The organism is Anabaena sp. PCC 7938 (genome assembly GCF_049315035.1).
GTDB lineage: Bacteria > Cyanobacteriota > Cyanobacteriia > Cyanobacteriales > Nostocaceae > Anabaena > Anabaena cylindrica.
Map to the genome: position 1 here is coordinate 3,593,094 of NZ_CP186034.1, position 12,076 is coordinate 3,605,169.

Here is a 12,076-nt window from a genome sequence, read left to right on the forward strand (position 1 = left end):
TGTAAGAATTCAGGAGTCAGGAGTTAGGAGTTAGGAGTTCGGAGTTAGGAGTTAGGAGTTAGGAGTTAGGAGTTCGGAGTTCGGAGAAAGAGGGAAGAAGGAAGAAGGAAGAAGGAAGAAGGAAGAATAATATTTTTCTCTACTGTTAAAAGTTCCCTGCTATAAGTACCTGGGCAAAATTAATTTAACATTTTTGTTTGATCCAAAAATCTCTGTATTCCTTATCTGTTACCTCTTCTGTCTCCCAAATATAAAATTTATTTTGCACGACTACTTATCAAACATTCTCTATCCTAAATACTTACATAAATTCTAATTTTGCATTTTTACGAAATTAATCTATTTGATTACCCATTACTAATTTCTCAATTTGATTCTTCATCAGCTTCTGCACACTCACTAAGGCTCGATTTAACTCGTAATTCCGTATTTCTGGATTCTGTAAATAAGCTTGCTGTTCTTCTTCAATCATTTTGACATCTTGTATCACCAAACCATCAAGTAATTTTTGGGCTGCACCAAATAAGCTATTTTTGATAAACCGTCGAAACCATACTGGTAATTTATGTAGTCTCCAAAAGGCGTTAAGTGATGTGAAGTGAATTAAATAGGCTTTTGTTTGTGTCTCATTTACAGGACATAATAAACAGTAAATTTTAAAATCATTACCCAAGGTAGATACCCAATGGGGATAAATATAACTGACATTTAAGGGTTCAGGATGTAAGCGTCGCAATGCTGGAAAAAATAATTGTGATATCGACCAAATTTTATCTATTTTATAATAGCTTTGGGCTGTATAATGGGCATTAACACGATTGTCATCCTCATCAATATTTTGTAATGCTGCTTCTGCCCAGGCTTGTAAATCTTGATGCAAATGACCGTGATACATATCCATCAAGTTTTCAATTAAATATGAATAATGGGCTTGAGTATTAATTACGGAAACTGTAGCGATATAATTTAAATGTTCCCATTCTGGTAAACCCATTGGTTCTATAGATGGTTCTATATCTGAGGGAAATAACCAAATAAAACCATCTTGTTCTTTAACTGGATAATGGCGAATTTGGCAAGTCGGTAATTTTTGATTTGCGGCTAGGTAGGGAACTGCTACACATTCACCGTTACTATTAAAGCGCCAACCATGATAATTACATTCTAATTGATTGCCTTTGACTTGCCCGTGACTAAGCTGAACTTGACGATGAGGACAGCGGTCTTCTAAGGCATGGACTTTTCCGGTATGATCTCGATAGAGTGCGATCGCTTGTTTCCAAATTATTACACCTAAAGGTTTATTAGTAACTTCACTACTGCGTGCCACTACGTACCAATGATTGGGATTAATCCCGATTTTTCGCACACTAGTTTGTAGAACTGAAGGAAAAGGAGAAGTAGTTTCAGGAATTATTTGCTGCATAAGATGTTAAAATTCAGCGGTGCTTAAAGTTATATAGTAAGTAATTTGTATTTACAGTTATATATTCTTTTTATACCAAATTATCGATTTTTTGGAAAGTAAAGGGCAGCAGGAAAAAGTTAATGTGTGATTATTCTCTCTGTTAAGAGTTCCCTGTTAAGAGTTCCCTAATGTACATTAAAGCAGTAACCATATTGAGGAATAAATCTGTATGACAAGCTACCAAGAAACCCTAACTCCCGATGAATTCATTGATGAACTCATTAGTGAAACAACTGCTCTTAATCATGTACAAGTGATTCAAAGCGTGATCGGCACCTTGGAACAAGATAACAGTGCTATGGTTAGCCATACACCAGAGGGTGCGTATCTATGGAAATTTAAATATGGCAGTGTAGAAGTATTTGTACAACTCACGGGTTCGAGTGATGAAGATACAATTACAGTTTGGTCTGCGGTACTGAATTTACCCGCTAAAGATGAAACCAAATTGATGCGTTATCTGTTAGAATTGAACTTTACTAGTACCTTTGAAGCTCGTTTTGGAATTATCGACAATCAAGTGGTTGTAATTTCATCACGGACTTTAGCAGAGTTGTCACCTAGCGAAGTTTCCCGTATAATTACCATAGTTGCTACCATTGCCGATAATAATGATGAAGCTTTAGCAGCTGAGTATGGTTTGGCATAATAGGTACATTTAGATTTTGGATTTGAGATTGAAGTCTACTGCATCGGATGCAAAATAAGCAGGTTTGGCGACTAATTCCTTTAATAGCAACTACTGGTAATTTACAAATGGCAATTGACCATTGGTTGTTAGAACAGCACGAGTCAGGAAATCATCCTTCAACTCTGCGGTTTTATACTTGGTCGCCAGCCGCAATTTCCCTAGGATATCATCAAAAACAATACCCTGAATATTGGCAAAATTTAACTTGGCAAGGTGAAAAACTAGATTTAGTACGTCGTCCTAGTGGTGGGAGGGCTGTGTTACACCAAGGTGATTTGACTTATGCTGTAGTGACATCGGAAATTAAGGGAAGTCGTCTCCAGGTGTATGGAAAGATTTGTGAGTTTTTGATTGCCGGCTGGCGATCGCTTGGTTTAGAGTTAAATTATGGTCAAGCTGGGCGTGGTTATATCCACAACCCTAACTGTTTTGGAACTGCGACAGGTGCAGACTTAATTTTAGCAGATGGTAGTAAACTGATTGGTAGCGCCCAACTGCGACGAGGTGAGGCGATTTTACAGCATGGTTCTATCCTGTTACACCCAGACGCAGATTTATTTAAACAAGTATTTGGTAAAGATGCTTTTACCCCAGTTCAACTTCCTCAAAATCTCAGTCTGGAAACACTGATAGAAGCTTTGATTGTTGCGGCTTGTGATTGTTTTCATATGCAGATAGAAGTACAACCGCTTTCTGAAACTGAGTGGGAAGCAATTTTGACACAGCCTATACTAAAATGATTGGGAATTTTACTTTCAAACGCGGAGGTTCGCTGAGGTAAACGCAAAGTGACGCAGAGTTTTTATTTAAGTTTTCGTTTTGAATTTGTGACTCAATAGAAAAGCGTCTGGGAGTGTTACCGTGTTTCCACCCCAAACGCTTTTCTTTGAAACTTGCTCCTCACACCCCATATTTATATCATTGGTTAAATTAAATAGCAAGTACTTAACTAAAAATTTTATATTAATAATTTAAATATCTGGACTGAGGCAAAAATAAAAAACGCCTGGGAGTGTTGCCGTGTTTCCACCCCAAGCATTTTTTGTTTCAACTTACTCCTCACACAAGAGTTAAATTATCATTGCTGAATTAAAAAACAAGTATCTTAAGTGCCACTTTCGTAACTGCACCAGGAGGTTATTTTTTACACGCTCAATAAAAAGCGCCTGGGAGTGTTACCGTGTTTCCACCCCAAGCGCTTCTTATATTTAACATTGCTCCTCACACCCCATCACTATATCACTGAAGTTAGAGAATGGCAAGTAAATTGCGTGACAATTCTATAATTGAGTTATTTGACAGCAAAGAATCTACATATAACTTAGTGTAGAAAGTGGCGAACGCCAGTTAACACCATTAATAAACCTAGTTCATTAGCAGCTTTGATGGAATCTTTATCGCGCAGACTGCCCCCTGGTTGGACAATAGCTGTAATTCCGGCTGCGGCTGCGGTTCTGACGCTATCATCAAAGGGGAAGAAACCATCACTGGCGAGAAACGCACCTTGAGTTTTTTCTCCAGCTTGCTCTAAGGCTATTTTTGTCGAACCGACGCGGTTCATTTGACCTGCACCTATTCCTAAAGTTGTGCGATCGCTCGCCACAACAATAGCATTGGATTTAACGTGTTTACAAACTTTCCAAGCAAACAGCAATTCTGCTAACTCGCTAGGAGTGGGTTGACGTTCGGTGACAATTTGCCATTTACTTACATCTGCAACAATATCATCAGCAGTTTGGACAAGGAACCCACCTGCGATCGCTTTCACTGTTTCTTTCTGTCCAGTTAACAAATCTGGTAAAATCAAAACTCTGACGTTGCCTTTTTTAGTTAGAATTTCTTGGGCTTCTTCATCACAACCAGGCGCAACCACGCATTCTAAAAAAGTCTTCGTTAGTTCCGTAGCCGTCGCTGCATCAATGGCACGGTTTAAAGCCACAATACCCCCAAAAGCCGATGTAGAATCAGCATTGAAAGCTTTTTGATAAGCTGTAAAAATCGAGTCAGCCTCAGCAGTTCCACAGGGATTGGTATGTTTGATAATTGTCGCTGCGGGACTTTCTGTAAATTCGGCAATTATCCGCCGTGCAGCTTCCAAATCTACCAAATTATTGTAGCTGAGTTCCTTTCCTTGCAGTTTAGTTGCACCAGCCCAACCTGTAGCTGTACTTCCTGTTTGATACCAAGCTGCGGGTTGGTGGGGGTTTTCACCATAACGCAGAGATTGGAGTTTTTGACCAGAAACAGTATATTGTTGTGGTAATTCTTCTGCTTGTGTGCCAGCCAGGTAGGAAGCTATGGCGTTATCATAACTGGCAGTATGTGAAAATCCTTTCAAAGCACATTTTTGGCGAAACGCTAAAGAAGATTCTCCATTTTGGCGTAATTCTTGTAAATACTCCCCATATTGGTCAGGATTACATAATACTGTCAGATGAGCGTAGTTTTTCGATGATGCCCTTAACATAGCTGGGCCACCGATATCAATTTGCTCAACTGCCTCAGCTAATGTTACACCTGGTCGAGCGATCGTTTCCTCAAAAGGATAAAGATTGACTACCACTAAATCAATAGGACGAATTTGATTATTTTCTAAATCTGTTACATCTTGCGCTACATCCCGTCGTGCTAAAATACCGCCATGAATGCGGGGATGGAGAGTTTTCACCCGACCGCCTAAAATTTCCGGTGAACCTGTGTAGTCAGAAACTTTGGTGACTGGAATTCCGGCATCTTTCAGGGTTTTGGCTGTTCCCCCACTGCTGATAATATCAAAGCCAAATTCTTCAACTAAGTTCCGGGCTAAATCAATAATACCAGTTTTGTTAGATACACTCAGCAGGGCTAGACGCGCCATAATTCCCCAGTTTCCTTTGGACTATAAGATTGCAAGTAGATGATTATTCTACCGAATGGCTTTGCAAAAAAACCTAAAAGAATACGGATTAAATGAACCGCGAAGGCGCGAAGGACGCAAAGGAAGAGGGAAGAAGGAAGAAAATAAGCAATTTCGCCAATTTTTTAGTTAACCAGCTATGAAACTGAGGATAAACTGGTAAACGTGGTACTAATTTCCACCCAGCAGGTTGTAAAATTGCTTTTAATGTCTGTTCTTGCAAGTGGGGATAATCAGGGTTAACTTCATCTTTTGGACTTATTCCTCCTAAGTCTCTCGCACCTGCATCTAAACACGCTAGTAACCAATTTTCATCTTTTAGTAAATTAGGCGGAATTTGAATTGCAATATCTGCGGGTAAAATTTCCCGTGCTTTGCTGATGACTTCTGGTAATTTATGGGGGTCAAAAGCTTGTGCGTTAAAGCTTTGCTGATTTCCTGGACTGTGGGGTTGTAAGATTACTTCTTGTATATGCTGGTAGTGTTGATGTAATTCAGAAATAGCTGCTAAAGTTTCCCACCAATCATTCTCAGTTTCCCCAATTCCTAAAAGCAAGCCTGTAGTAAAAGGAATTTGCAACTCTCCTGCCCATTGTAATTGTTGCAATCTCAGTTCTGGTATTTTACTAGGCGCGTGGCGATGCACTGTATTGAGTAGTTTTGGTGTTAATTGTTCCAACATCAATCCCATTGATACATTTACATATTTTAGTTTTTGCATTTCCTCAAAGCTGAGTGGACCGGCGTTAGTATGTGGTAAAAATCCCATTTTTAGTGCTAATTCACACAAATCATAAATTCGCTGTAACCAAGCCTTACGCCTTGAGGAGTGGGGATGAACTTCACCACTGAGGATGAGGATTTCACAGACGTTTTGACTTTGCAGTTGTTGTAAAATACCTTCTGCTTCTGCGAGAGTCAGCCAGGGACTTTGACCAGGATCTGTCCGAAAGTTGCAGTAGGAACAGCGATTAAAGCATTCGTAGGTGGGGACGATGGTGTAAGCCGGACTATATGTAACGATGTTTGAACTAGATGAGGGCATAAATGTAACGTTTATGAGTAGATATTTACAATCTAGCAAAAATTCCTGAAACTATTGCTATGTAATCTTTGTAGCTCCTAATTGATACCCAATTTTGCAGGTTTCTCAAAAAATTTTGTTAACAGGGGTTTACAAAACTAAACAAACAGCTTAATATAAATTCATGAGGTAGAAACACCTACCAAAACATACATACCCAAAAAGCAATTATAAACACATGACTACAGCCATTCAACAGCGCGAAAGCGCCAATGTCTGGGATAGATTCTGCGAATGGATCACCAGCACTGAAAATCGCATCTACATCGGTTGGTTCGGAGTCTTAATGATTCCTACTCTACTATCTGCGATCGCTTGCTTCGTAATTGCATTTATCGCTGCTCCCCCCGTAGACATCGACGGTATCCGCGAACCAGTAGCAGGTTCTTTACTTTACGGAAACAACATCATCTCCGGTGCAGTTGTTCCTTCCTCTAATGCGATCGGTTTACACTTCTACCCAATTTGGGAAGCAGCATCCTTAGATGAGTGGTTGTACAACGGCGGTCCTTACCAATTGGTAATTTTCCACTTCTTAATCGGCGTAGCTTGCTACCTCGGTCGTGAATGGGAACTTTCTTACCGCTTAGGTATGCGTCCTTGGATTTGCGTAGCCTTCTCTGCACCAGTAGCAGCAGCAACCGCAGTATTCCTAATCTACCCAATCGGTCAAGGTTCATTCTCTGATGGTATGCCTTTGGGTATCTCTGGAACATTCAACTTCATGATCGTGTTCCAAGCTGAACACAACATCTTGATGCACCCCTTCCATATGTTGGGAGTAGCTGGTGTATTCGGTGGTTCCTTGTTCTCTGCAATGCACGGTTCTTTGGTTACATCTTCTTTAGTTCGGGAAACAACCGAAACCGAATCACAAAACTACGGTTACAAGTTCGGTCAAGAAGAAGAAACCTACAACATCGTTGCAGCACACGGTTACTTCGGTCGCTTGATTTTCCAATACGCTTCCTTCAACAACAGCCGTTCACTTCACTTCTTCCTCGCTGCTTGGCCTGTAATCGGTATCTGGTTCACCGCTTTGGGTGTCAGCACAATGGCTTTCAACTTGAACGGTTTCAACTTCAACCAATCCATCATTGATTCTCAAGGTCGTGTGATTGGTACATGGGCTGATGTAATCAACCGCGCTAACTTGGGTATGGAAGTGATGCACGAACGTAATGCTCACAACTTCCCCTTAGACTTGGCTGCTGGTGATGTTGCTCCTGTTGCTTTAACTGCTCCTGCAATCAACGGTTAATATTTCAAGCTTAGTTAAATAAGAAACGCTCTTCTCACGGGGAGCGTTTTTTTGTTTTTAACTTATTGTCTGAATCAGGATGTTCAGGATTTAAGGATTTTTAGGATTTTAATTGTCAGAATTTGGATATCTTTACACAGGTAAACGTCCAGTGATGAACATTTTATAGCCTCCTAACATTAGCATTAATGATAGGAAAAATTGCCAGAGGCTCATAGGATTGAGGATAGCTCGACTGCTCATAAATACAAGGATAATCCCAAGAACTACGGGTATCCAGCCTAGCTCTTTCATGCCTCTGGGGAAGAATATCAATATCATTACTCCTATTGTTAGTGCAAGTATGGATGTGTCTGCTGCTATACCCCGCCACCAGTAAGGATAAACGTTGGTTGTGAAGATGATATTTTGTCCAACCAAGTAAATGCCTAATATCAACAAACCGAAGCCGAATATTCTCAGTAAAAAGCCCATGTTATGCCTGCGCGAAGTATGAGTGGTTAAAAACATTTTTAGAACTACCAAATGGCATTCCATCTCATGATACTTTTGTACGAGTATTTGCACAATTGAAGAAGGCAGAAGGTTCAATTTAGAAGGGGATTCAAACCCCTAAATTTGGTGGGGGTATTCAACCCTTGTCTCACGACACGGTGTAGAGACATGGGAAGAATTTTTCGCTTTCCGTCTCAAACCATTACTAGATAAAGATTCCGACCGATGGCTATTGGTTCAGTGGTGCAGCGCAGGAATTGTTTCAGTCAAGAATGTGGCTTGATTTTGTATAATTAGTGCGATCGCTTTAAGTTCAATTATGAACAGCGTGATGAGCCTTCTATTCAAGTTGTTTGTCGTTTTTGGGTGGAAGCAGGTTGACATCCACCACTATCAAATCCTCGTCAAGAATAAAAATCAATTTCCTTGGATATTGACTCCGACAGAACATGAAAGACGACAAAAGGAAAGATTGATAGAACAGTTAAGGTTGTTGGGTGTAGAACCTGATATTTAATTTGTCAGAATCAGGATGTCCAGGATTTAAGGATTTTCAGGATTTTTGTCTTATTTAGACAATTGGTAGCATTTCAGATACTACAATTTCTAAATCAGGAAAATCTAAAGGAGATATTTTTTGCTGTTCTGTGATAATTTCTTGATTTTGATAACCTTCTGTTGTGGGATTTCTAAATACAATTAATTCGCGTTTCACTACATCTAATACCCAATAGTCTTTAATTCCTGCTTGAGAATAAGCTTTAGCTTTGATTTCTGTATATAGTTTTAAACTGCTATCTGCAACTTCAATAATGAAATAAATTTCTGCTGGTGTAGGATGATGATCTGCATAGTCTAGCGGATCTATTTTCACTAGAGCAATATCTGGTTCTGGTTCAGACCTTTCATTTAATTTTACAGGGTCTTGAACAGCTATCCAAGCATGATTTCCTAAAAGATTTTGTAATAATTTATTTGTTCTTCCTACTGCTGAACTGTGGGCTGTTCCTTTAGCAACCATCCAAATTATTTTCCCTTCTAATAATTCTACTCGTTCACTTGGTTCAAATATTCCTACTTCAGCCATTCTGTGGTATTCATCAACAGTCCACAGCCGCAATTGTAAGGGTGATTCTGTGGTTTGCATAGTTAATTGGGGTAAATATTTATTTTCTATTATATTATGTTTTATTTGTCTGAATCAGGATATCCAGGATTTAAGGATTTACAGGATGTTGTTTAAAAGTATCATGTTTTGAATTTTGATTGTCCATCTTTATCTGTGTTTGTCTGCGTTTATCTGCGTTCAATTATTCTGGTATTACTGTTAGATTACTAATTTTTTTTAAACGAACCACAGAGGACACAGAGGACACAGAGAAAAAATATCAGTTGTCTTTGTGTGGGAAGGGAGTATTTTTCTCGTTTATCTAATTAATTATCTCAGAATTGGGGGAGCTTTCATCAGAAAATAAAATCCTGTAAATCCTCAAATCCTGGATATCATGATTCTGACTTAATAATTTTCTATAATCTTTAAATGTTACATTTTACAAGTCTCGACGCGACAGAAGACACCCCACCCCAACCCCACCCCACCTTCATAAACCATTGTACAAAAACCACACCAACAGGGAGGTAGCCTTCTGGTACTTTATAAGTTCTAAAATTCCTAAATAATTGAATATCTGATAACCAGTAGCCTTCTTTTCTCCATCCTACTTTTTCCCCGAACTTTCTCCAGATTTCTGAATCGTACTCTCTCGTTCCTCCTAAACTTCGATAAAGTTGTGTCTGCACAGAAAACCCAAATTTATCATCACTGTATGTTACCCACAACTGGTCAATGGTGTGAAGGTCTTCACAAGGAAAATTATCAATACTATGAATATTTAACCAACCTTCTTTTTCCCGTTTCGCAAACGCTAACATTAGCCTTGTTGTTTCCTCATCTGCTTCTTTCCATTTTCCAGCTTTGAGTAAGTCAGTCAGTCTTCTGTAGTCCATTCCTACAGATGATTTTAATTGTACATCTTGGTTTACAGGTTCTGGTGTGAGTATAATTTGCGGTTGTCTTTCCTCTACTAAAAAAAGTTTACAAGTCTCGACGCGAGAGAAGATACCAACTAAAATACCCCAACCACCGCCTACACCTACCACCCAAAAGCGACTCAAAGGTAAATGAAATTCTGGTACTTTTTTATCAAACGTAATATCTTTGTAAGATAACCAGTATCCTCCTTTTCTCCAGCCTACAGTTTCACCAAAGACATCCCAAATTTTGTCGTCGTACTGTCTAGTTCCACCAAGATTTTGATAAATACGCTTCTGAACAGAGAAACCAAAACGCCCATTACTGTAATTTACCCACAATTTATCAATAGTAGCGAGGTCTTCACAGGGGAAATTATCAATGCTGTTAAAATCTAGCCAACCTTGATTTTCCCTTTTTGCAACCGCTAACATGACTCGCGTTGTTTCTTCATCAGCTTCTTTCCATTTCCCTGCTGCGAGTAAGTCACGAAGACGGGTATAATTCATACCTACTGTTGATTTTAGATCAACATTATTTACTTCTAATGATTTATTGTTTGAATTAAAAATAAATTGATAATATTCATCATCATCCTCAAAATTATCTTCAAAATATTTTGATTGAACATATTGGATATAGTTAATAGTGCGTCTATAACTAAATTCCTTATTTAGTCTTTTATATAGATTAGCAGCCAAATTCAAATGTTCAAGTGCATTTTTATTATTTCCTATTTCGCTATAGTAATTTCCTCGATAGTAGTAGTTTTCGGCAAGGTATGTATAAATATTTAAGGCATAGTCAGGATGAATTTTTAATAGTTTATTAAAATCCTCAAATGCACCTACTATATCTCCTATTTAAAAACGAACTTTTCCTCTAACATAGTATGCTTTATGAAATTCAGGATTAATATTTAATGATTGATTCAAATAATTGATTGTTATTTCATGTATATATATATAAATATAACCCCCGTCTATTTCATCAAGGTTATAGTAGGTAATTGCTAAATTAAAATAGACTACATCCTCTTTAGGATTAATTTTTCGTGCTTCCTCATAATCATTAATGGCATAGTCTATATAACCCAATTCATAGTAAATAATTCCTCTGTTATTATAAGAACAAGCATCTTTAGGATTAATATATATTGCTTGACTATAATCATTTATAGCATCCCGAAAGTTTCCCAATTGATGATGAGTTTCTGCTCGTTTGAAATATATTTCAGCATTTTTGGGATTTAGTTGTAACGCTTGACTATAATTAGTAATAGCACCTTGATAATCAAGATTATCAATACATTCATCACCTAAACTGATATATTTGTCAGCATCATAATATGCTAAACCCTCTAAATACCCACGTAAACTACCAGAATAAAGTAATTCATCTATTCCGACTAAAGTTTTATCACCAATTGATTTAATTATATTAGTTGGTAAAAACCCAGCTATAATAAGACCATATTCTTTTTCTGTTTCACTAAATTCCTCTTGACATAAAATACAAACTAAAACAGCATTTTTTTCAATTTCTTCTCTATCAATTGTCCATTGAACTTTATCAAAATATCCATAACGGGTTTTAACCTGAACACCAATTGATGAATCAGAAGTTAAAGTAAAATCAATTTTTCCATCTCCACCAATGCGTTTTTCATAATCAATTTCAGTTACTAAATCACCTAAACGACTTTTAACAACTTCCTCACCCAGCTTTCCCTTCATATTATTGGTAACAACATTACGAATAGGAGTTGAAGAGGTATGTCTATATTTTTCAGCCATCTCCCAACAAAAATCCCGTAATTGCTTTAACCTCTCTCCAGAGATAACTGTCAACTCACTATGCTGGCCTTCCTTCTCACAATGGAGTAAGTCACCAGATTTCAGTCTTTGAATAAAATCAGTCTGCTGTGCTTTTAGTATTGTTGTCCAGTCCATTGCTCAAAATTCGCCTTTATCTGACAAGGAGTATTTATTCTAGTATTCCCTATCAAGCAGCAAAAAGCACTAATCTAGATCACATTGCAGTGTTTTTAGCCTAACCGAAAAGTATTGAATCCTCAAGCCCTAAAAACACAAATCAAACAAACATCCTGTAAATCCTTAAATCCTGGAAATCCTGATTCAGACAATTT

Annotated in this window: 11 protein-coding genes and 1 pseudogene; 5 read left to right on the forward strand and 7 right to left on the reverse strand. The window is 38.0% G+C overall.

Translation table 11 applies throughout. The features are described 5' to 3' along the window. Positions 1 to 334: 334 nt before the first annotated feature. Positions 335 to 1,426 (reverse strand): aromatic ring-hydroxylating oxygenase subunit alpha, encoded by a 1,092-nt coding sequence (locus tag ACOWPH_RS16490; protein ID WP_015216465.1) that lies wholly within the window; start codon positions 1,424 to 1,426, stop codon positions 335 to 337. Between the two features lie 211 nt (positions 1,427 to 1,637). On the opposite strand from ACOWPH_RS16490, the gene ACOWPH_RS16495 reads away from it, so the two are divergent. Both ACOWPH_RS16495 and ACOWPH_RS16500 read left to right on the forward strand, forming a co-directional pair. Further along, the gene (locus ACOWPH_RS16495) at positions 1,638 to 2,117 is read left to right on the forward strand and encodes a YbjN domain-containing protein (protein WP_015216466.1); all 480 of its coding nucleotides are present in this window, start codon (positions 1,638 to 1,640) and stop codon (positions 2,115 to 2,117) included. 47 nt (positions 2,118 to 2,164) lie between these two features. Then, positions 2,165 to 2,899, forward strand: a complete 735-nt coding sequence (locus ACOWPH_RS16500; protein ID WP_015216467.1) for a lipoate--protein ligase family protein — start codon at positions 2,165 to 2,167, stop codon at positions 2,897 to 2,899. A 581-nt stretch (positions 2,900 to 3,480) separates the two neighbouring features. On the opposite strand, the gene purH is transcribed toward ACOWPH_RS16500, so the two are convergent. After that, positions 3,481 to 5,016 carry a bifunctional phosphoribosylaminoimidazolecarboxamide formyltransferase/IMP cyclohydrolase gene (gene purH / locus ACOWPH_RS16505; protein ID WP_015216468.1) on the reverse strand — a complete coding sequence of 512 codons (1,536 nt, stop codon included), beginning with the start codon at positions 5,014 to 5,016 and terminating at the stop codon, positions 3,481 to 3,483. An 88-nt stretch (positions 5,017 to 5,104) separates the two neighbouring features. Beyond that, positions 5,105 to 6,100 (reverse strand): 7,8-didemethyl-8-hydroxy-5-deazariboflavin synthase subunit CofG, encoded by a 996-nt coding sequence (cofG, locus tag ACOWPH_RS16510; protein WP_015216469.1) that lies wholly within the window; start codon positions 6,098 to 6,100, stop codon positions 5,105 to 5,107. Between the two features lie 217 nt (positions 6,101 to 6,317). Here cofG and psbA point away from each other — a divergent pair, with 217 nt between their 5' ends. Beyond that, the gene (psbA, locus tag ACOWPH_RS16515; protein WP_015216470.1) at positions 6,318 to 7,400 is read left to right on the forward strand and encodes a photosystem II q(b) protein; all 1,083 of its coding nucleotides are present in this window, start codon (positions 6,318 to 6,320) and stop codon (positions 7,398 to 7,400) included. A 132-nt stretch (positions 7,401 to 7,532) separates the two neighbouring features. On the opposite strand, the gene ACOWPH_RS16520 is transcribed toward psbA, so the two are convergent. Beyond that, positions 7,533 to 7,910, reverse strand: a complete 378-nt coding sequence (locus ACOWPH_RS16520) for a hypothetical protein (RefSeq protein WP_242043083.1) — start codon at positions 7,908 to 7,910, stop codon at positions 7,533 to 7,535. Between ACOWPH_RS16520 and ACOWPH_RS16525 the strand changes: the two are divergent. Together ACOWPH_RS16525 and ACOWPH_RS16530 are read left to right on the forward strand one after the other, a co-directional pair. Next, positions 7,877 to 7,972 (forward strand): annotated as a pseudogene (locus tag ACOWPH_RS16525) (transposase family protein); the annotation flags it as partial. The gene ACOWPH_RS16520 and the pseudogene ACOWPH_RS16525 overlap by 34 nt on opposite strands. 254 nt (positions 7,973 to 8,226) lie before the next feature. Continuing rightward, complete coding sequence (locus ACOWPH_RS16530) at positions 8,227 to 8,412, forward strand: hypothetical protein (protein WP_171815769.1); 186 nt, start codon at positions 8,227 to 8,229, stop codon at positions 8,410 to 8,412. Positions 8,413 to 8,466: 54 nt separating this feature from the next. Here ACOWPH_RS16530 and ACOWPH_RS16535 read toward each other — a convergent pair whose 3' ends face one another. From ACOWPH_RS16535 to ACOWPH_RS16545, 3 genes are all read right to left on the reverse strand, one after another. After that, a complete protein-coding gene (locus ACOWPH_RS16535; RefSeq protein WP_015216472.1) occupies positions 8,467 to 9,042 on the reverse strand; it encodes a Uma2 family endonuclease in 576 nt (191 codons plus the stop codon). A 389-nt stretch (positions 9,043 to 9,431) separates the two neighbouring features. Continuing rightward, positions 9,432 to 10,628, reverse strand: coding sequence for a GUN4 domain-containing protein (locus ACOWPH_RS16540; protein ID WP_242043084.1), 1,197 nt, complete (start codon positions 10,626 to 10,628; stop codon positions 9,432 to 9,434). Positions 10,629 to 10,790: 162 nt separating this feature from the next. Continuing rightward, positions 10,791 to 11,879, reverse strand: a complete 1,089-nt coding sequence (locus tag ACOWPH_RS16545; protein WP_015216474.1) for a tetratricopeptide repeat protein — start codon at positions 11,877 to 11,879, stop codon at positions 10,791 to 10,793. Positions 11,880 to 12,076 lie beyond the last annotated feature (197 nt).

Excerpts from the sequence above, each read along its gene's own strand:
- ACOWPH_RS16490 (WP_015216465.1), bottom strand. The coding sequence starts at position 1,426 with ATGCAGCAAATAATTCCTGAAACTACTTCTCCTTTTCCTTCAGTTCTA.
- ACOWPH_RS16495 (WP_015216466.1), top strand. The coding sequence starts at position 1,638 with ATGACAAGCTACCAAGAAACCCTAACTCCCGATGAATTCATTGATGAA.
- ACOWPH_RS16500 (WP_015216467.1), top strand. The coding sequence starts at position 2,165 with ATGCAAAATAAGCAGGTTTGGCGACTAATTCCTTTAATAGCAACTACT.
- purH (WP_015216468.1), bottom strand. The coding sequence starts at position 5,016 with ATGGCGCGTCTAGCCCTGCTGAGTGTATCTAACAAAACTGGTATTATT.
- cofG (WP_015216469.1), bottom strand. The coding sequence starts at position 6,100 with ATGCCCTCATCTAGTTCAAACATCGTTACATATAGTCCGGCTTACACC.
- psbA (WP_015216470.1), top strand. The coding sequence starts at position 6,318 with ATGACTACAGCCATTCAACAGCGCGAAAGCGCCAATGTCTGGGATAGA.
- ACOWPH_RS16520 (WP_242043083.1), bottom strand. The coding sequence starts at position 7,910 with ATGTTTTTAACCACTCATACTTCGCGCAGGCATAACATGGGCTTTTTA.
- ACOWPH_RS16530 (WP_171815769.1), top strand. The coding sequence starts at position 8,227 with ATGAGCCTTCTATTCAAGTTGTTTGTCGTTTTTGGGTGGAAGCAGGTT.
- ACOWPH_RS16535 (WP_015216472.1), bottom strand. The coding sequence starts at position 9,042 with ATGCAAACCACAGAATCACCCTTACAATTGCGGCTGTGGACTGTTGAT.
- ACOWPH_RS16545 (WP_015216474.1), bottom strand. The coding sequence starts at position 11,879 with ATGGACTGGACAACAATACTAAAAGCACAGCAGACTGATTTTATTCAA.